At 68.7% G+C, this 20,041-nt stretch carries 16 protein-coding genes; 10 read left to right on the forward strand and 6 right to left on the reverse strand.

Annotated features, from left to right (window positions below; genetic code table 11):
• Positions 1–20: 20 nt before the first annotated feature.
• Together CY652_RS02540 and CY652_RS02545 are read left to right on the forward strand one after the other, a co-directional pair.
• Complete coding sequence (locus tag CY652_RS02540; protein WP_102129335.1) at positions 21–866, forward strand: ABC transporter ATP-binding protein; 846 nt, start codon at positions 21–23, stop codon at positions 864–866.
• Positions 863–1,759: an ABC transporter permease gene (locus tag CY652_RS02545; RefSeq protein WP_102129121.1), complete on the forward strand. Its 897-nt coding sequence runs from the start codon at positions 863–865 to the stop codon at positions 1,757–1,759. The genes CY652_RS02540 and CY652_RS02545 overlap by 4 nt, the downstream gene beginning before the upstream one ends.
• A gap of 107 nt (positions 1,760–1,866) precedes the next feature.
• Here the strand turns inward: CY652_RS02545 and CY652_RS02550 are convergent, their stop codons facing one another.
• Complete coding sequence (locus tag CY652_RS02550) at positions 1,867–2,994, reverse strand: ATP-binding protein (RefSeq protein ID WP_102129122.1); 1,128 nt, start codon at positions 2,992–2,994, stop codon at positions 1,867–1,869.
• 311 nt (positions 2,995–3,305) lie between these two features.
• Positions 3,306–4,157, reverse strand: a complete 852-nt coding sequence (locus tag CY652_RS02555; RefSeq protein WP_102129123.1) for a VOC family protein — start codon at positions 4,155–4,157, stop codon at positions 3,306–3,308.
• Positions 4,158–4,500: 343 nt separating this feature from the next.
• On the opposite strand from CY652_RS02555, the gene CY652_RS02560 reads away from it, so the two are divergent.
• On the forward strand, positions 4,501–5,706 hold the full coding sequence (locus CY652_RS02560; protein ID WP_102129124.1) for an L-dopachrome tautomerase-related protein: 1,206 nt from the start codon (positions 4,501–4,503) through the stop codon (positions 5,704–5,706).
• 79 nt (positions 5,707–5,785) lie between these two features.
• On the opposite strand, the gene CY652_RS02565 is transcribed toward CY652_RS02560, so the two are convergent.
• Both CY652_RS02565 and CY652_RS02570 read right to left on the reverse strand, forming a co-directional pair.
• Complete coding sequence (locus CY652_RS02565) at positions 5,786–6,691, reverse strand: ketopantoate reductase family protein (protein WP_102129125.1); 906 nt, start codon at positions 6,689–6,691, stop codon at positions 5,786–5,788.
• Between the two features lie 309 nt (positions 6,692–7,000).
• Entirely contained in the window at positions 7,001–7,939 is a 939-nt protein-coding gene (locus CY652_RS02570; RefSeq protein WP_102129126.1) for an SMP-30/gluconolactonase/LRE family protein, read from the reverse strand.
• 261 nt (positions 7,940–8,200) lie between these two features.
• On the opposite strand from CY652_RS02570, the gene CY652_RS02575 reads away from it, so the two are divergent.
• The 6 genes from CY652_RS02575 to CY652_RS02600 all read left to right on the forward strand — a co-directional run bounded on the left by CY652_RS02575 (position 8,201) and on the right by CY652_RS02600 (position 15,974).
• Positions 8,201–9,748 (forward strand): UxaA family hydrolase, encoded by a 1,548-nt coding sequence (locus CY652_RS02575; RefSeq protein ID WP_102129127.1) that lies wholly within the window; start codon positions 8,201–8,203, stop codon positions 9,746–9,748.
• 124 nt (positions 9,749–9,872) lie between these two features.
• On the forward strand, positions 9,873–11,183 hold the full coding sequence (locus tag CY652_RS02580; RefSeq protein ID WP_102129128.1) for an MFS transporter: 1,311 nt from the start codon (positions 9,873–9,875) through the stop codon (positions 11,181–11,183).
• A gap of 105 nt (positions 11,184–11,288) precedes the next feature.
• On the forward strand, positions 11,289–12,581 hold the full coding sequence (locus tag CY652_RS02585) for an MFS transporter (protein WP_102129129.1): 1,293 nt from the start codon (positions 11,289–11,291) through the stop codon (positions 12,579–12,581).
• 145 nt (positions 12,582–12,726) lie between these two features.
• Positions 12,727–13,893, forward strand: coding sequence for a mandelate racemase/muconate lactonizing enzyme family protein (locus CY652_RS02590; RefSeq protein ID WP_102129130.1), 1,167 nt, complete (start codon positions 12,727–12,729; stop codon positions 13,891–13,893).
• A 169-nt stretch (positions 13,894–14,062) separates the two neighbouring features.
• Positions 14,063–14,977, forward strand: a complete 915-nt coding sequence (locus CY652_RS23750; protein WP_146010004.1) for a hypothetical protein — start codon at positions 14,063–14,065, stop codon at positions 14,975–14,977.
• Positions 14,978–15,149: 172 nt separating this feature from the next.
• Positions 15,150–15,974: a hypothetical protein gene (locus tag CY652_RS02600; protein ID WP_146010005.1), complete on the forward strand. Its 825-nt coding sequence runs from the start codon at positions 15,150–15,152 to the stop codon at positions 15,972–15,974.
• A 137-nt stretch (positions 15,975–16,111) separates the two neighbouring features.
• Here the strand turns inward: CY652_RS02600 and CY652_RS02605 are convergent, their stop codons facing one another.
• Positions 16,112–17,041: a dihydrodipicolinate synthase family protein gene (locus CY652_RS02605; RefSeq protein ID WP_102129336.1), complete on the reverse strand. Its 930-nt coding sequence runs from the start codon at positions 17,039–17,041 to the stop codon at positions 16,112–16,114.
• Between the two features lie 69 nt (positions 17,042–17,110).
• Positions 17,111–18,106 carry a 2-hydroxyacid dehydrogenase gene (locus CY652_RS02610; protein ID WP_102129133.1) on the reverse strand — a complete coding sequence of 332 codons (996 nt, stop codon included), beginning with the start codon at positions 18,104–18,106 and terminating at the stop codon, positions 17,111–17,113.
• A gap of 112 nt (positions 18,107–18,218) precedes the next feature.
• Here CY652_RS02610 and CY652_RS02615 point away from each other — a divergent pair, with 112 nt between their 5' ends.
• Positions 18,219–19,967: an IlvD/Edd family dehydratase gene (locus CY652_RS02615; RefSeq protein ID WP_102129134.1), complete on the forward strand. Its 1,749-nt coding sequence runs from the start codon at positions 18,219–18,221 to the stop codon at positions 19,965–19,967.
• Positions 19,968–20,041: the final 74 nt, after the last annotated feature.

Here is a 20,041-nt window from a genome sequence, read left to right on the forward strand (position 1 = left end):
CGCATGAAAGGGAGGCCGCGATGGCCGCGAATCCATCTACATTGTTTTCCGGGGCGGCGGGACAGCCCGAGACGCCCGGACAGCCCGCGCACAGTAGCCGGCTGCTGCGCGTGAGCGACCTCACGCTCGAATACCGCACGCGCGAGCGCGTCGTCCAGGCGACGCAGCAGGTGAGCTTCGACGTCTACGGCGGCGACCGCTTCGTGCTGCTCGGACCGTCGGGCTGCGGTAAGTCCACGCTGCTCAAGGCGATCGCGGGTTTCATCAAGCCGTCGGCGGGCAGCATCGAGCTGGACGGGCGCGTCGTCCACGGGCCGGGACCGGACCGCATCGTCGTGTTCCAGGAGTTCGACCAGCTCGCGCCCTGGAAGTCGGTGCTGCAGAACGTGGCGTTTCCGCTACGCGTTGCGAAGAAGCTCACGCGTGCCGAGGCGAACGAGCGCGCCGCGTACTACCTCGAAAAGGTCGGTCTCGCCGATTTCGCCCGCGCTTGGCCGCTCACGCTTTCGGGCGGGATGAAGCAGCGCGTCGCGATCGCGCGGGCGCTGGCCTGCGAGCCACGCATCCTGCTAATGGACGAGCCGTTCGCCGCGCTCGACGCGCTCACGCGCCGCAAGATGCAGGAAGAGCTGCTGCGGCTCTGGGAGGACGCGCACCTGACGCTGCTCTTCGTCACGCATTCGATCGAGGAGGCGCTCATCGTCGGCAACCGCATCCTGCTGCTCTCGCCGCATCCGGGCCGCGTGCGCGCCGAGTTGAACAGCCATCAATACAACCAGGACAGCGTCGGTCAGCACGACCTGCAACAGGCCGTTTCGAAGATCCATCGGCTGCTGTTCGGCCAGGAAGAGGTGGCACGCTCATGAAGTCTTTTGCCCGCGAGGACGGCGCCGCCGCGCTGCTGCCGCCCGTCCGTCCCGAATACGAAGTCGAACTGCGGCCGGCCGCGCCGCACGAGGCGCCGGCGCGCGAGCCGCTGGCGACGCGCCTCGCCTCGCAGACGTGGCTGCGCAAGAGCCTGATCGCGCTCGTGCTGATCGGGTTGTGGGAACTCGGCGCGCGCGCCGTGTCGAACGACCTGCTGCTGCCGACCTTCACGGCGACCGTCGAGGCGTTCGTCAACGGCATCCTGAGTGGCGAGCTGCTGCTGCGCACGGGCCTGTCGCTGTCGGTGCTGATCCAGGGCTACGTGCTCGGCGTCGTGGCCGCGTTCGTGCTGACCTCGCTCGCGGTGTCGACGCGCCTCGGCCGCGACCTGCTGACGATGCTCACGTCGATGTTCAACCCGTTGCCCTCGATCGCGCTGCTGCCGCTCGCGCTGCTCTGGTTCGGCCTCGGCAACGGCAGCCTGCTGTTCGTGCTCGTGCATTCGGTGCTCTGGCCGCTCGCGCTCAACACCTACGCGGGCTTCCAGTCCGTGCCCGACACGCTGCGCATGACGGGCCGCAACTACGGGCTCAAGGGCCTGCGCCACGTGCTGCTGATCCTCGTGCCGGCCGCGCTGCCGTCGATCGTCTCGGGCCTGCGCGTGAGCTGGGCCTTCGCCTGGCGCACGCTGATCGCGGCCGAACTCGTGTTCGGCGCGAACTCGGGCGGCGGCGGGCTCGGCTGGTACATCTTCCAGAACCGCAACGAGCTCTACACGGACCGCGTGTTCGCCGGTCTCGCGATGGTCATCCTGATCGGACTTGCCGTCGAGCACCTCGTGTTCGACACGCTCGAACGCGTGACGGTGAAGCGCTGGGGCGTGCAGAAGTAGCCGTTTTTTTTCGGGTATTCGGCGCTTACTACGGCTGGCGGTTGTCCGGACAGGCCGCGAGCTTCTTCGGGGCCGCGCCGTGGCGGTCCGAGTCCGGATAGGCGGTTTTAGCGCGGCGTCTTGCGCCGAAGCCACTCGGCGAATGCCTCGTCCTCGATGCGATATTCGCCGAACGTCAGGCGCGTGACCGAGTTATCGGCCACCAGCCGCCGCAGCGCGTGCGATACGGTGTTCTTGGTGGCCGGCTTGCCGAGCGCCAGCGAAAGCTGCCGAAGGCTGGCGGCGCCGTGCAGGTCGGCCTCTCCGCGCGCGAGGACGAGGATGACGGCCCGGTCCGCCGGGTTCAGCGCCTGCCACTGCTTGAGGAAATGTTCGTCCGAGAAGACCGAGGCCCGGGTGTGTTCGAGCGCGGCGTCCGGTCCCTGAGTCTGATAGAGGATGTACCGCTCGATGAATCGCTTGAAAAATTCGGGCGTGCGGTGCAAGGCCTCGAATGCGCGCTTGCCCTGTTCCAGCGTCAGGCGATTCCGGACGAGGCTGTTCATGTGCCGGACGGTAAAGGAGACGAAATCGTCGCCGAGCAGCGGGAACGGTTCGAGCGCGGCCCAGTTGTAGAACGGCTCGCTCGCGCGGGCGAACATCTCGCGCAGCGTCGTCTCCGAGCTGCCCGCGAAAATGACCTTGATGCGGTCCTTGCGGATATCGAGCGCCGCGCGCAGCGCATGGGCGAAATCGCTGTGCTCGGCGCGCGCGAGCACCTGGGCCTCGTCGATCACCAGCAGCAGCGGTTTTTTCTGGCGGTCGAGCTGCCTGAGCACCTCCGGCAGCGCACGGGCCTTCTCCCCGGCCGTGCCGAGCTCCGCCTCGAACAGGCCGCTCACGCCGCCGGGGATGCCCGCGCCGGCCCCGACCCTGACCTTGCGTACCGGCTTGCCGAGACTGGCCAGCAGCGCTTTCACGCCCTGCGGCGCGAGCGCCTCCACCAGCGACGACACGAGGGCCGCGTCGGGCGCCGCGCGATTGTCCCAAAGGTTGGTGTAGGCGACGACGTAGCCGTGCTCGCGCGCCGCCGGTAGCAGGTCCTGCTGGAGGAATTCGGTCTTGCCCATCCGGCGACGGGCGAACAGCCCCCGGGCCGACGACAGCTTCAGGTCGAACGCCTCGAGGCAGGATTCGGCAAGCTCTGGCCGGGCGTAGTGCCACGGGTCCGTGCCGGAAGTATCACGAGGTGTCATCGTATCTGAGAAGTATCAAAACCGTTGATACTTCATGATACTTTTGCGCTGCGCTTAATACAAATCCCTGAAATCGCGGCGACTGGATTGCCCGGTCCATTCCGCATCCGCGTGCGAGGCAGGTCGATCCGGTGTTTCAGGCGTCGAAGGATGGCCGGCCGCCAGCCCGGCGACGCATCGACCGCACATTCCGAATTCCGTTTCTTTCCCGACGGCGATGCCTCTCGCAAGGACGTCGCCGCGCGCAATGTGCCGGACGCAAGCGCCGGACGGGAACGCACGGGACCGGGACGGAGCGCCCCGTTTGCGGTTTACAGGCCGACGAGTTCGACCGGCGCGTGATGCGTGAGCGAGAGGGGCAGCACGCGGATCTGCGAAGCATGCTTCGTGCGCAGCGACACGCCGAACAGGCCTTCTCCGCGGCTTTCCAGATGCGTGCGCAGCCGCTCGGCGAAGGCCGGACGCGAGGACGCGTCGTGTGCGTGCGCCGCGTGCATCGTCGTGTGCGGCGAGACCGTGGGCGAGAGCAGCATGACAATTGTGTGGCCGACCGGGAACAGCGCCAGCTCGACGCCCTCGCCGGGCAGGCCGGCGCGCCGCGCATCGAGCGCATGGCCGAGCAGGGCGCGGTAGCGCTGCACGCTCGCGTTCAGGTCGCGAACCGCGAGCGCGACGCTCGCGATGCTGCTCACGCCGTTCGGATGCATGCGCACCTCGCCCTCCGCGAGGCGCAGAAAGCGCGGCGTCAGGTCGGCGCAGAGCGAGGGCAGGTCGCGCGTCAACGGCTTGCCGATCTGCCATTCGAGCCGGGTGCCGTCGGGCCGGATGCGGCCTCCCGGAATCGGCCCCTCATAGCGCAGGCCGCGTCCGTGCGCGGCGTCGATCGTCGCGCCGAGCGCGCGCGAGAGCAGCGCGTAATCCGTGAGCCCCTCGCGCTCGTGCGTGTCCGGGTCGCGCGAGGCCCAGCGATGCTGCGGCACGTCCTTGAGCGGCGCGATCAATTCGAAATAACTGCCGTCGGCGAAGCCGATCAGCGCATTGTGCAGGATGCCGTCCGAGTACGTGCCGCCGAGCTGCACGGTGAAGCCCAGTTCGCTGAAATCGGCCACGGCCTGTCGCAAATCCTGCACGCGAATCGCAATGTGATCGAGCGTAAGAGGCATCGGGAAAAGCTCCGTGCGGGTAGAGAGGGTCGAGTATGCGACTTCGTTCGCGCGGATACCAGCAACGAATTGTGACTTCTATTGCAGGCGGTTCGCGGTCCGCTCGCCGCGCGGCTTCGGGAAGGCGCGAGACGTCGCCGCATGTAGCTTGCCCGCACGGCATGAAGGTTTTTCGAACGGCTTTCGGTGTCGGGCCGGCGGAACCAAATTCCCGGCCGATGTGCCAGACTGCTGGCGGGCGGCGCGGGCCGCCCGTTCGACGGGGACTGCGGCGAGTCGTTGCAGGTTCCGTGCTGGCCGCAGCCCTCTCTCCCCCAATACGAACGAAAGGAAAGGAGACGGTATGAAAAACGGGTATTCCCGGCAGGCCATGCGCCGCCGGGTCGTCGCTTCGCTCGGCGCGGGTCTTGCGAGCGCGTTCGGCGGCGGCATGCCGGCAGCGCTGGCGGCCGCCGCTTCGCAGGACGGCAGTGCGTCGGGCGGGCAGCATCCGCGTCTGGAAGTCGTGGCCACGTTCAACGACGACTTTCGCCTCGTCGGCATCGGCGTGTCGCAAACGGGCCGCGTCTTCGCGACCGCGCCGGCGGCGGTCGTGCGCTCGCGCTACAGCGTGGTCGAGGTCGATCCCGACACGGGTGCGCTCACGCCGTTTCCCGACGCGGACTGGAACGTCTACAAGCCGGATGAAAGCGGCGAGCGGCAGTGGATTTCGGTGCAGGCGCTCTGGGTCGACGAGAACGATCACCTGTGGGCGCTCGATTCGTCGCTGCCCTCGGTGGACCAGCGCCGGCAGCCGCCCAAGCTCGTCCAGTTCGATCTGCTCACGCGCCAGGTGCTGCGCCAGTACACGTATGAAAACACCGTGACGCCGCAAGACTCGCTCAACGACATCCGCGTGGACCTGAAGCACGGCTATGCCTATCTGAGCAACGCGGGCAAGCTCGGCGGCATCGCGGTCACGCAACTGGCCTCGGGCGATTCGCGCCTGCTGCTCGCGGGCGACCGTTCGAGCGTGGCCGACCCGAACCAGCACCTGATGTTCGGCGATCGCGTCGCGCGCTTTCTCAACGGCAGCGTGGCGGTGATCCAGACCGACGGGATCGCGATTTCGCCGCAGCGCGACTGGTTCTATTATCGGCCGCTGACGGACCACCATTACTGGCGCATTCCGACGGCGGCGCTCATCGACACGTCGCTTTCGCCCGACGCGCTCGCGCAGCGCAAGCAATATCTCGGCGACTACGCGCTCACGGGCGGCCTGCTGATGGACGGCAACGGCGTGCTTTACGGCGGCGACCTCGAGCACCGCTCGGTGGTGGCGCTGACGCTCGTGGAGCGCGACGGCAAGCCGGCCCTGCACCAGGCGACGCTGACGGCCGATCCGCGCATCTCGTGGGCCGACGGCTTCGCGATGCAGAACGACTATCTGTACTTCGCGGATTCGCACCTGCACGAGCTGAACTTCTCCGACGGCTATCCGCGCCGGGGGAAGTTCACGATCTTCCGGCTGAGGCTGCCGCCGCAGCCGGCGGGAACCTATCCGGGGTGATCCGGCAGGCGCCGGCTCGCGGCGATCGCCGCGCGGGCCGGCGCGGACGTCGCGCGTTCCGGCCCGCGCGGGGCGGCGCTCAACCGGCCGCGCGCGGCGCGTTGTCCTCGAGCAGCCTGACGATCGTGTGCAGCATCCGGTTCGCCGGCGTGGGCACGCCGAGCGCCTCGCCGCGGCGGGCGACATAGCCGTTCAGGTGATCGATCTCGGTGCGCTTGCCGCGCATCAGGTCCTGCGCGGTGGACGAGTACTGGCCCTGCATCGTTTCGGCGATCCGCCGCACGGCCGCATCGACGTCGCCGGGCACGCTCACGCCGTCCGCCTTCGCGACGGCGAGGCATTCCGCTACGACGTCGTTCATCGCGGCGCCGACGCCTTCGCCCTGCACGAGCCGGCCGTAAGGCAGACGCGCGATGGCCGAGAGCGCGTTGTAGGCGCAGTTCAGGATCAGCTTGGCCCAGAGCGCGCCGCGGACGTTCGGCGAAATTTCGGTCGGCACGCCGGCCGCGACGAGCGCGGCCGCGATTGTCCCGCTCGCGTCCGAGGGCTCGATGACGAGTTCGCCGCGCCCGTGGTGCCGGACGTGGCCGGGGCCCGCCATCTCGGTCGCGACGTAGACCACGGCGGCGGCCACCTCCGTCGCGATCACGGTGCGCAGCCGCACGGCGTTGTCGACGCCGTTCTGGAGCGTGAGCACGAGGGCGTCGTGCTCGAGATGGGGCTTGATCGACGCGCCCGCGCTTTCCGTGTCGGTCGATTTCACGCAGAACAGCACGAGTTGCGCGCCCTCGACGGCGGCCGGCTCCGTGCTGGCCGAGAGCGGGACCTGCTCGTCGAAGCTCTGTGCCTCGAGGCGCAGGCCGTGGCCCGCGATCGCTTCCACGTGCTGCGGACGGCCGATCAGTACGACATCGTGTCCGGCGCGCGCCAGCATGCCGCCGTAGTAGCAGCCCACCGCGCCCGCGCCCATTACGGCGACTTTCATAGGTCTATGGATTCCGGTTTTTTTCGACGATTCGCGAAAGCGCGACGCGCGGACTGGCGGGGCCGGCCCGCGCGTCGCGCGAGTCCGGCAAAAATAGCACGAGGCGGAGCGGTCGGCTGCGGGGCGTGCGGCGGGAGCGGGAGCGGCGAGGGTCGGAGTGCGACCGGGCAGGGCGGCGCGGAACCGCGCCTGCGAGATCCGCGCGTTTTTCAGGGGGCGCGAACGGATGGCATCGGCAGGACCGCGCCGTATCCGCATGTCGCCGCATCCGGCGCCGGAACGTTCGCCGGCAGACGTCCGTCCGCGCCGTCAGCCGCCGATCGCGCCCTGCGTGTTGACGAACACCGAATAGATGGACTGCGACGCCGCCATGAACAGCCGGTTGCGCGCGCGGCCGCCGAAGCAGAGGTTCGCGCAACGCTCGGGCAGGGCGATGCGGCCGATGATCTTGCCCGCAGGAGAAACGACCATCACGCCGTCGAGCGCGTCGCTGCCCATTCCCCAGCCGCACCAGAGGTTGCCGTCGACGTCGGCGCGCATGCCGTCGATCGTGCCCGCGCCCGCGTCGAGGAACACGCGCCCGGGGCCGAGCGTGCGCCCGTCGGCGCCGACTTCGTAGACGTGGATCAGCCGGTTCGGCACGCCGCGCGACTCGATGATGTAAAGCAGCTTCTCGTCGGGCGAGAAGCACAGGCCGTTCGGGCCTTTCAGCTCGCGCGTGACGACGGACGCCTCGCCGGTCGCGCCGTCGATCCGGTAGACGGAGTGGGGCAGTTCCTGCTCGGCCTTGATGCCCTCGTAGTGGCCCGCGATGCCCATCGGCGGATCGGTGAACCAGATCGAGCCGTCGGACTTGACCACGACGTCGTTGGGCGAATTCAGGCGGCGGCCTTCGAATGCGTCCATCAGCACGGTAAGGCTGCCGTCGTACTCGGTGCGCGTGACGCGCCGGCCGTGCTCGCAGGTGACGAGGCGCCCCTGGCGGTCGCGCGTGTTGCCGTTGGCGAAGTTCGACGGCTGGCGGAACACGCTCACGGCGCCGGTTTCCTCCTCCCACTTCAGCATCCGGTTGTTCGGGATGTCGCTCCAGATCAGGTAGCGGCCGTCGCCGAACCAGACCGGCCCCTCGGCCCAGCGGCAGCCGGTGGCGAGGCGTTCGACCGCGGAGAAGGCCACGCGGTAGGAATCGAACGACGGATCGAGGGAGATGACGCGGGGGTCGGGATAGCGCTCAGCCTGTTGCCACATGAGGGTCTCCGTTTTCGTTGTCGGCGCGCGGCGTAGTGTAGCGCAGATTGATTCGCGTTTGAGTAAGCGCTTTCTCTTGAAAAAAAAGCCGGCCTGGCCTAAAGTGCCTGAAGATTCGGCCGGCAGGAGACAGCGGCAAAGCATTTTGCGGGCCAGAAAGAAAGCGATTACTCATTAAACGATGGCGACGCAACCCGGATTCTCCATTAGTGGAAAGCCCGGATGCGCAGGTCGCCGCGACGTCCCCGAGGTCCGCACTTCATGATCGAGTTGTCAGGTAAAACCATCGCTGGGCCGGTCATCCGGCTTCATCCCGACGATAACGTGGTGGTCGCGCGCGTCGACGTGTCGATCGGCACGCCGGTGCCTTCCGAGGATTTCGTGAGCCGCAGCCAAGTGGCGGCCGGCTACAAGATCGCCGCGCGGCGCATCCGCAAGGGCGAGCCCGTGCGCAAGTACAACGTCGTGATCGGCTTCGCGGCCGTCGACATCGAGCCGGGCACGATGGTCCACGGCCACAACCTCGAATTCCGCGAATTCGACCGCGACTACGCGTTCGGCGCCGACTATCGCCCGACCGAATACCTGCCGCCGCACGAGCAGGCCACTTTCGAGGGCATCGTGCGTGAGGACGGCAGCGTCGCGACGCGCAACTACATCGGCGTGCTTTCCACGGTCAACTGCTCCGCGACGGTCGTGCACAAGATCGCCGAATACTTCACGCCCGAGCGGCTCGCCGACTATCCGAACGTGGACGGCGTCGTGGCGTTCAGCCACTCGATCGGCTGCGGCATGGAGATGAGCGGCGAACCGATGGAGCTGTTGCGGCGCACGATGGGCGGCTACGCGCGCCACCCGAATCTCGCGGCGGCGCTCGTCGTCGGGCTCGGCTGCGAGCGCAACCAGCTCAAGGGGCTCATGGAGCAGGAGGGCCTGCACGCGGGCTCGCGGCTTCATACGTTCGTCATGCAGGAGACGGGCGGCACGCGCCGCACGATCGAGGCCGGCATCGACGCGGTCAAGGCGATGCTGCCGAAGGCCAACCGCGTGCGCCGCACGACGGTGCCGGCGAGCCACCTGAAGGTGGGCCTGCAATGCGGCGGCTCGGACGGCTTCTCGTCGATTACGGCCAACCCGGCGCTCGGCGCCGCGATGGACCTGCTCGCGCGCCACGGCGGCACCGGCATTCTCTCGGAGACGCCCGAAATCTACGGCGTCGAGCACACGCTCACGCGCCGCGCGGCGAGCCGCGCCGTGGGCGAGCAGCTCGTCGAGCGGATTCGCTGGTGGAAGGATCAGTACTCGACGGGCCGCGACGTGCAGATCAATGGCCAGGTGAGCCCCGGCAACCAGATGGGCGGCCTCGCCAACATCTTCGAAAAGTCGATCGGTTCGTCGATGAAGGGCGGCACGGGTCCCCTGATGGCCGTGTACCGCTACGCCGAGCCCGTCACCGAGCACGGCTTCGTGTTCATGGACACGCCGGGCTTCGACCCGGTCTCGGCCACGGGCCAGATCGCGGGCGGCGCGAACCTGATCGCGTTCACGACGGGGCGCGGCTCGATGTTCGGCGCGAAGCCCGTGCCGTCGCTCAAGCTCGCGACCAACACGCCCATGTACGAGCGCCTGACCGAGGACATGGACCTGAACTGCGGCGGCATTCTCGACGGCAACGAGTCGATCGAAAGCATGGGCCGCAAGATTTTCGAGGCGCTGCTGCGCACCGCCTCGGGCGAGCGCACGAAGAGCGAGCTGCTCGGGCTTGGCGACCACGAGTTCGTGCCCTGGCAGATCGGCATCATGAGCTGAGCGCGGCATGCGATATGCGCTTCGATCGACGCCCCGTTAGCGAACCCGGGCGGGCGCCGGTCGCGCGACAGGCGACGCGCCCGCCCGGCGGCGGGCCTCATAGAACAACTACCGGAGACACAACTTGAGCAGCAACGGTACGGCGGTAGCGCCGCGCGGGCTCGCGACATCGAGCGACGCCCTCTACGCGCGGATCACCTGGCGGTTCATGCCGCTCCTCTTCGTCGGCTACGTCGTGGCCTATCTGGACCGCGTGAACGTCGGCTTCGCGAAGCTGCAGATGCTGGGCGACCTGCATTTCAGCGACGCCATGTACGGCTTCGGCGCGGGCATCTTCTTCGTCGGCTATTTCTTCTTCGAAGTGCCGAGCAACCTGCTGCTGCACCGCTTCGGCGCGCGCCGCTGGATCGCCCGGATCATGGTGACGTGGGCCATTCTCTCGGCGGCCACCGCGTGGGTCAGCTCGCCGATGATGTTCTACGTACTGCGCTTCATGCTCGGCGTGGCCGAGGCGGGCTTTTTCCCGGGCCTCGTGCTCTATCTGACCTACTGGTTCCCGGCGCAGCGGCGCGGCAAGATGGTCGCCTTCCTGATGGCGGGCAACCCGGTATCGGGCATCTTCGGCGGGCCGCTCTCGGGTTTCGTGATGTCGCGTCTCGCGGGCCATTCGGGGTTCGCGGGCTGGCAGTGGCTGTTCATCATCGAGGCGGTGCCGGCGCTCGTGGTCGGGCTCGTCATCTTCCTGTTCCTCGACGACCGCGTGAAGGACGCGCGCTGGCTCACCGAGGACGAGCGCGCGTTCGTCCAGTCCGAAATCGACGCCGAGGCGCGTACCAAGACGCACGCGACGGTGCGCGGCACCTTCGCCTCGCTGAAGGTGTGGCTGTGCTGCGCGATCCTGTTCGGCATCGTCATGGGCTCGTACGCGGTGGGTTTCTGGCAGCCGACCATCATCCGCAGCTCGGGCATTACCGATCCGTTCACCATCGGCCTGCTGACCGTGGTGCCGTACCTGGTCGCGCTCGTCGCGATGCTCTGGACGGGCCGGCACGCCGACCGCACGCGCGAGCGCCGCTGGCACGTCGTGGTTCCGCAGCTCGTCGCCGCGAGCGGCTTCGTGCTCTGCGTGTTCGCGGGCGGCAACACGTGGATCGCGCTCGCCGGCCTGACGATGGCCGCCTCAGGCGTCATCACCGCGCTGCCGATGTTCTGGGCGCTGCCGACCGCGATTCTCGGCGGCACGGGCGCTGCCGCCGGCATCGCGCTCGTCAACTCCACCGGCAACCTGGCGGGCTTCGTGAGCCCGGCCGTCGTCGGCTGGCTGAAGACGCTCACGCATTCGCTCGATTCGAGCCTCTATCTGATTGCGGGCTCGCTGCTCGTCTCGGCGCTGCTGATCCTCACGCAGATGCCGGCGAAGCTCGTCAACAAATAAATCGACAAACAAGAAAAAGAGCGGCGACGGCACGTCCGTCGCCGACCGGAGCGCGCCCGCGGGAAAGCGGGCGCGCCGTACAACCCGACTCATGGCTGGAGACAAATGAATACCGGTAAATATCGTTACGTGGTGGCGCTGCTGCTGTTCCTCGCGGGCGCGCTCAACTACATGGACCGCGCGGCGCTCGGCATCGTCGCGCCGATCGTCGGCAAGACGCTCTCGCTCTCGCCGTCGCAGCTCGGCGTCGTGTTCAGCGTGTTTTTCGTGGGCTACGCGATCTTCTCGTTTCTCGGCGGCTTCATGGCCGACCGCTGGGGCACGCTGCGCGTGTTCTCGTGGGCCATGGCCATCTGGTCGCTGTTCTGCGGGCTCACGGCCACGGCGACGGGCTTCGTGTCGCTGCTCGTGTGCCGCGTGTTCTTCGGCATCGGCGAAGGGCCGATGAGCTCGAACACGAACCGCACGATCTCGAACTGGTTTCCGCGCCACGAGACGGCGACGATGATCGGCTTCACGTTCTCGGGCCAGACGCTCGGCAACGCCGTCGCGGGGCCGATCGTGGGGCTCATCGCGGTCGGCTTCGGCTGGCGCGTCTCGTTCGTCGCGATCGGCGTGCTCGGCTTCGTGTGGCTGGCCTGCTGGCGCTACTTCGTCACCGACAAGCCGGCGGAGAACCGTCGCGTCGACGTCTCCGAGTCGCGTCTCATCGACGAGAGCCGCGCCGTGGCCGAGGCCCGCAACGCCGAGAACGACGGCACGACGCTCGGCACCTATCTGCGCCGGCCGAGCACGCTCGCGCTCGGCGCGGGGATGTTCGCCGTCAACTACACGCAGTACGTGTTCATTTCGTGGCTGCCGAGCTACCTGACCAACGAGATGCACCTGAGCCTGCGCCAGATGAGCCTCGTCACCTCGATTCCGTGGATCTGCGGCGCCATCGGCTATTTCGGCGGCGGCATCGTCGGCGACATCGTCTTCCGGCGCATGGACGACCCGGTCAAGGCGCGCAAGCTCGTCGCGCTGATTCCGCTCGCGCTCTCGGGCGTCGCCGTGCTCAGCATCACCTCGGCCGGCTCGCTCACGGCCGCCGTGGCGCTCATCGCCGCGGCGCTGCTGCTGCTCACGGGCTCATGCCAGTCGATCTGGGCGATTCAGCACGAAATCCTGCCGCTCTCGCGCCAGGGCAGCGTCGGCGGGTTCATCCATTTCCTGAGCAACCTGTCCGGCATCGTGGGCCCGGCGCTGACGGGCATCCTGATCCAGTATTTCGGCGGCTATCACAGCGCGTTTCTCTGCGGCGCGCTGATCGATTTCGCCGGCGTGCTCGCGATGCTCCTGTTCGTGCACGCGAAGCCGCAGCCGGCCGCGCGCGTGGCCGCGCATTCGGCGCATTGAGCATCTGGGTATGCGCGCACCGGGCGCGCATCGAGGGCCGGCGGCGCGGTGCGGCAGGGCGGCGGCGTGCGCTACGACGCGCGGGCCGCTTCCGGCCGCGCCGTCATGCCGGCATCCGACGAACCTTTTTCTTTCAGATTGAGCCATGAACCAGACCAGTGCGGAACATTTGCAGCAGGCGTGGCGCAGCGCCACGCAGATCGTATCGGTAGAGGCGCGCACGGTGCGCGTGCCGCTCGACCACGCCACCGCGTTCTCGACGCGGCTCGTGCACGCGCGCGACTACGCGCTCGTGCGCGTGCGCACGGCGGACGGCGTCGAGGGCATCGGCTTCTGCTACGGCGGCAGCCGCGCGGGCTCGCTCGTCACGCACGCGGTGCGCGAGCTGTTCGCGCCGCTGCTCGTGGGCCAGCCCTCGCTCGACGTCGAGGGGCTCTGGCACGGGATGTACCAGGAGTCGCTGCTGCAGGGCAGGGCGGGCTCCGTGATGCGCGCGCTCTCGATCGTCGACAACGCGCTCTGGGACCGCAACGCGCGCGCGGCGGGCCTGCCGCTCAGCCGCTACCTGGGCGGCACGAGCGCGGAGCGCGTGCCGGCCTACGCGAGCGGCGGCTACTACCTCGAGGGCAAGACGCCCGAGAAGCTCGGCGAGGAGATGGCGGGCTACGTGGCGATGGGCTTTCGCGCCGTGAAGATGAAGGTGGGCCGGCTCGACGTGCGCGCCGAGGAGGCGCGCATCGCCGCCGCGCGCGCCGCGATCGGCGACGACGTGCTGTTGATGCTCGACGCCAACAACGCATGGTCCGACGTGCCGACCGCGCTCGAATACATGCGCCGCTACGAGCGCTACGCCCCGTACTGGATCGAGGAGCCGTTCAGCCCCGACGACATCGACGGCCACGCGGAGCTCGCGCGGCGCACGCCGGTGACGGTCGCGACGGGCGAGATCGAGGCGGGCCGCTGGCGCCACCAGGCGCTCATCGAGCGGCGCGCGGCGATGATCCTGCAATCGGACGCGGCCGTGTGCGGCGGCATCAGCGAGTGGCGGCGCATCGCGGCCTCGGCCGCGGCGGCGGGCGTGACGATGAGCCCGCACTGGTTCCACGACCTGCACGTCCACCTCGTCGCCTCGACGGCGAACGCGCGCTACGTCGAGTACTTCCCCGACGACCAGGTGCTGAACTTCCGCCGCCTCGTCGACCGGCAGCTCGAATTTGCCGACGGCATGCTCACGGTGCCGACGCGGCCGGGGCTCGGCTTCGGCTTCGACGAGGCCGCGCTCGAGCGGTACGCGCTCGACGACTGGCAATAGATATAACGCGATGGCGCCCTGGCGTGATAGCGGACGGCGAGCGCTCCGGGGAGGCGGGGCGGCCTGCTTCGCTTCGCGCGTGGTTTTTTCGCGCTTCGCGGGGCAGCGGCGGCCTCCGGCGGGTAAAACGCTTCTTCATATCGTCTGTTCTGGTCGTCATGGAGGCGGCATGCCTGTTCAACCGATCTCGCCGGGCGGCATGCCCGTTCCCGACGAAAACGACAACGAATCTGCCGGCGCGGCCGGACCGTCTGGTCGGTCCAGGCGGTCCGGTCGATCCGATACGCTGCCAGTCCGTCCGACCCTGCGCAGAAGAAACGCCCAGTTCCAGCTGGCCGGCATCCAGGCGGCCGGCGAGGCTCAACTGGCGACGCGGACGCATGCGATCCGCCCGGACGAATCGCGGCCCCCCGTCGTGCGGCAGACGGGCGGGGAGCGCCAGGAACAGGCGCGCGCATCCGGTCGTGACGGAAACGTCATGTCCGCGCCCTCGATCCCGTCGGGCGAAACATCCGCTTCCGGCGCGATCGACCGGCCGGCTACCCCGCGCCCGACCGCTCTGTCTCCGAGCCGGCGGCTCAGAAGCGGTCGGCTGACCGGCACGCCTCATCAGGAGCCGCTGCCCAGCATTCTTCAGCATCCCGGCGAAGCTCGACCGGCGAACCGGACGCTTGCGGTCCGGTTCGCGCCGATACCGGAAGACGGCGTGCGGCACGGTTCCGATCCGCCGGCGGCCCGGGACGAGCTCGAGTCACGGGCCCGCGAGCTGGTCGAGCAAGGTCACGGTGCACGGGCGGTCGCGCAGGTCCTCGGACTGTCGGATTCCGGATGGCGAAGGCTTGAGGCATGGAGCGCCGTACGGGACAGACTAACGGCGGAGCAGGCTATCCGGGCGCTGTCCGAAGCGTCGAGGAACGACAGGGATTTCCGGGACACGCTCCTGGCGCTCGAGGTGGAGCGGTCGGGTTTGCGCGACGTCGAGGAGGATCTGCCTGCCTATTTGCCACCTCCGCCGCCATATTCGCCGCCGCTGCCGCCATACTCGCCGCAGGGCGCCGGCCCGCGGCCGAACCCTGACGATTGACGCGAGCCCGAGGGCACGACGCCCTCATGCCCCGGCCGTTTTTTGCTTGCGACCTGCTTTCACCGGCATCCGTCCGGCATGATTTTTCGTCCCGAAACGGCCAAAACGACCACAGGGACATTATTTGAAGGTAAAACGTCTCCTATAAGCCGCGCACGCTCGAGGGGATGTCATGTCTTCATCCGTCCAGTTTCCCGGTGGGTCTTCCGTTCCGACGCAGCAGGAGTCGGACGGCGGGAGCGTGCGCGACGACGCCCGGCCGCAGGAGGCGCCGCAGCACGAGGCCTCCGCCGCGACGCGCGCCGACGCGGGCGGTGCGCTGTCCGGGCTGCCCGGGCGCGGTCGGCCGCGTTCGCCCGTCGCGCCGTCGACAGTGCGGGCAGGTCAGCCGGACGCGAAAGCAACGGTCGGCCGCGCCCGATCCGCTTCTCCGCCGGCGAACCCGGGTGCATCGACGAAGCCGTTTCATGCACGCGGCCCGCTCGCCTCGACGCCGCCGGTCGCGCAAACGTTCCACACGGATCGGTCGGGTCTCGCGGGGCCGGGCGGGCGGACGGGTCGGGTACGCTCGCGTTCCCTGTCGTCGCTGCTCGGTTTTCAGGACGATTCCGCGCTGGCCCGCGAGGCCGGCAGATCCGCGGACGCCACCGCCGACGACGCGGCGCAGCAGCAGGCCGCGCAGGAGAGTCAGGCGCGTCAGGAGAAGGCCCGCGGGCTGCTCGAAGAAGAAGCCGGCCGGGACGTCAAGGCGGCGGCCGGCGAGGCCGGCATGACCGACCCGCGCGAGGTGGGCGAGCTCAGCGCCTGGAACAGCGTCCGGCTGGGGCTCGTGACGGCGAAGCAGGCTTGGGCCTTGCTCGAAACCCCGCCGTCCTACGCGCTGTTTCAGACGCTTCTGAAACTCGAGAAAGCCCACGCCACCGGCCGGCAGGCGCTGCTCGCGCGCGACGGCGGCAATGACGGACTGCCGGGCGGCAGCCCGGTCCCTGAAGCTTAAAGACGCGCAATAGAGGCGGGCGGCGGCCCGGATTGCATTTTTGCGCCCGGTTGGGGCCGCTCGCATCCGCTTGCACCTACTTGCAGCCGCCTCGCCCCGTCCCCGGGATCGTCTCGCGTCCGGGTTTTACGTCGCGATCACGCCGCGACCTCGATGCCCGGCATCGAGAACCCGACGCCCTCGAGAGCCTTGCCGAGCGCCGCGCGCTCCGTCGCGTTCAGCCCGACGAGCGGCGGACGCACCGTTCCCCAGTCCTCGTCGTGCGTGTAGAGGCCGATGGCGGCCTTGAGCGCGGAAATCATCGGGAACTGCGCGAACACGGCGCGCGTCGCGTCGAGCTTCTTCTGGCGCGCGTCGGCGTCGGCGGCCTGCCAGTTGCGGTAGAGGTCGACGATCTGGGCCGGATTCACGTTGCCCGTCGCCGTGATGCAGCCCACCCCGCCGCCGCGCAACGTCGCGAGCAGGAAGTTCTCGCTGCCCGCGAACACGTCGAAGCCGCGCGGCTGGAAACGTTCGAGCATCGCACTCGTGTTGTCCCAGTTGCCCGAGCTGTCCTTGATGCCGGCGACGATGCCGGGAAAGGCATCGAGCAGCCGCCCGATCAGCGGCAGCGTGATCGGCACCTGCGAGACCTGCGGGATGTGATAGAGGTAGATGCGCAGCGCATCCGAGCCGACTTGCTCGATGATCTGCGCGTAGGCGCGGAACACGCCCTCGTCGCTCACGTTCTTGTAGTAGAACGGCGGCAGCATCAGCACGTGGTTGCAGCCGAGCGAGACGGCGTGGCGCGTGAGCTCGATCGAATCGGTGATCGCCGAGCAGCCCGTGCCGGGCATCAGGCGCTCGCGCGGAATGTCGGCGTCGACGAGCGTGTCGAGCAGACGCTTCTTCTCGTCCACCGACATCGAGTTGGCTTCGGAATTGGTGCCGAAGACCGCGAGGCCGACGCCCTGGTCGACGAGCCAGCGGCAGTGGCGCACGTAGCGCGTGGCGTCCGGGCGCAGGTCGCGCGCGAACGGGGTGACGACGGGCGAATAAACGCCGCGCGGACGGTTAGTCTGATTCATGTGTGTTTCCTCCATTATCTCTTGGGTATGTCCAGCAGTATGTCGAATGCGCGGGGCAGGCGCTTTAGCCTACTCCGCGCGGCTGGTTGTCTTCGGATCGGCCTCGCGCGCCTGCGGATTCACGCTGGCCACCGGCAGGCGGCCCGACAGCGCTTCGAGCAGGTTCAGCGCCGCGCGGCGGGCCATCGCCTCGCGCGTCTCGCGGGTGGCCGAGCCGATATGCGGCACGAGCACGGTGTTCTCGAGCGCGTAGAGCGGCGACTCGGGCAGCGGCTCGCGCTCGAACACGTCGAGCCCGGCGCCGCGAATGCGCTTCTCGCGCAGCGCCTCGATCAGCGCGGCCTCGTCCACCACCTGGCCGCGCGCGCAGTTGACGAGCACGGCCGAGGGCTTCATGAGTTGCAGCTCGCGCGCGCCGATGAGTTGGGTCGTGGCGGGCGAGAGCGGCACGAGCACGACGACGAAGTCGGACTGCGCGAGCAGTTCGTCGAGCGGTTTCCATTGCGCGCCGTAGGCGCGTTCGGCCTCCGCGTTGCGCGAGCGGTTCGAGTAGAGCACCTGCATGCCGAAGCCGTGCGCCGCGCGCTTCGCGACCGCGCCGCCGATGCGCCCGAGCCCGACGATGCCGAGCGTCTTGTGGTGCACGTCCACGCCGAACTGGGCCGCGCCGGCCGACTGCTTCCACTCGCCGCGCCGCGTCCAGGCGTCGAGCTCGGCGATGCGCCGCGCGGTGGCCAGCACGAGCGTGAAGGTCAGGTCGGCCGTGGTTTCGGTCACCTCGTCGGGCGTGTTGCAGAGCAGGACGCCGCGCTGGGTGAGCGCCGGCACCTCGAAATCGTCGTAGCCCGCCGAGATGGTGGAAGCAGCTTCGAGTTCGGGCGCGCCCTCGAGCAGCGCCGCGCCGACCTTCAGCTTGTTGCCGATCATGCCGTGCGCGTGCTTGAGCGCTTCGAGGAACGCGGCGCGGTCGGTGTCCGCGTCGGCCACGATCACGTCGCATTGGGCTTGAAGGAGGCCGAGCACGTCGGGCGGCAGCGCACGATAGACGACAACACGTTTTTTCATCGGAATTCCGGAATCGGGGTAGAAAAGTTTGAGAAAGCGCTTACTTGTGAGCTACTATAGGGACCCGTAGGATCATCGTCAATATTATCGATAATGTAAAGGAGGCGTTTACATGGCCAACGAGTCCGGCAAACCCCGCTCCACGGGACTGCGCAAGGGGCTGACCAACTACGGCGACGAAGGTTTCTCGCTGTTTCTGCGCAAGGCGTTCATCAAGGGGGCAGGCTACACGGACGACGCGCTCTCGCGTCCCATCGTCGCCATCGCCAACACGGGCAGCGCCTACAACCCGTGCCACGGCAACGCGCCGCAGCTCGTCGAGGCGATCAAGCGCGGCGTGATGCTCGCGGGCGGCCTGCCGGTCGAGTTCCCGACCATCTCGATCGCGGAGAGCTTTTCGCATCCGACCAGCATGTACCTGCGCAACCTCATGTCGATGGACACCGAGGAGATGATCCGCGCGCAGCCGATGGACGCCGTCGTGCTGATCGGCGGCTGCGACAAGACCGTGCCCGCGCAGTTGATGGGCGCGGCGGCGGCCGGCGTGCCGGCCATCCAGCTCGTGACGGGCGCGATGCTGACGGGTTCGCATCGCGGCGAGCGCGTCGGCGCCTGCACGGACTGCCGCCGCTTCTGGGCGAGCTTTCGCGGCGAGCAGATCGACGCGGCCGAAATCGACGCCGTCAACAACCAGCTCGTCGCGACGGTCGGCACCTGCTCGGTGATGGGGACGGCCAGCACGATGGCCTGCATCGCCGAGGCGCTCGGCATCATGCTGCCGGGCGGCGCGTCGCCGCCCGCCGTGAGCGCGGACCGCATCCGCGTGGCCGAGCGCACCGGCGCGCAGGCCGTGGCGATGATCGGCGCGCAGCTCACGCCCGAGAAAATCCTGACGCCGAAGGCCGTCGAGAACGCGCTGCGCGTGCTGCTCGCGATCGGCGGCTCGACCAACGGCATCATCCACCTGACGGCCATCGCGGGACGGCTCGGCATCCGCATCGACCTCGATTCGCTCGACCGTATGGCGCGCGAGACGCCGGTGCTCGTCGACCTCAAGCCCTCGGGCCAGCACTACATGGAGGACCTGCACCGCGCGGGCGGCCTGACCACCGTGATGCGCGAGCTGAAGGACCAACTGCATCTGGATGCGCTCACCGTCACGGGCCGCACGCTCGGCGAGGAGCTCGACGCTGCGCCGGCGCCGTTTGCGCAGGAAGTGGTGCGGCCATTCTCGAAGCCGATTTATCCGCAGGGCGGCATCGCGGTGCTGCACGGCAACCTGGCGCCGGGCGGCGCGATCATCAAGCAGTCGGCGGCGAACAGCGCGCTGATGGAGCACGAGGGCCGCGCCGTCGTGTTCGAGGACGCCGAGGACCTCGCGCGCCGCATCGACGATCCCGAACTCGAGGTCGAGGCGCACGACGTGCTCGTGCTCAAGAACATCGGCCCGGTCGGCGCGCCGGGCATGCCGGAGGCGGGCTACATCCCGATTCCGCGCAAGCTCGCGCGCCAGGGCGTGAAGGACATGGTGCGCATCTCGGACGGCCGCATGAGCGGCACGGCGTTCGGCACGGTGGTGCTGCACGTCACGCCCGAGTCCGCGATCGGCGGCCCGCTCGCGATCGTGCGCACGGGCGACCGCATCCGGCTCAGCGTGGCGCGCCGCTCGATCGAGCTGCTCGTCGACGATGCGCAGATCGCCGCGCGCCTCGCCGCCCTGCCGCCGCGCGTGCCGGACCCCGACGCCCGCGGCTACCGCAAGCTGTTCCTTACGACCATCACGCAGGCCGACGACGGCTGCGACTTCGATTTCCTGAAGGCGCCGCATACCGTCGCGACCGTGCCGCGCGGCGGTTCGTGAGTCGGCGTCAATTCGGAGTGCGATGAGCTTGCGGCACGCAAGCCGCTTCGTGCCGGCTTTCGCGCTATGCTGCG

Source organism: Burkholderia sp. WAC0059 (assembly GCF_002870125.1).
In the GTDB taxonomy this organism is placed as follows: domain Bacteria; phylum Pseudomonadota; class Gammaproteobacteria; order Burkholderiales; family Burkholderiaceae; genus Paraburkholderia.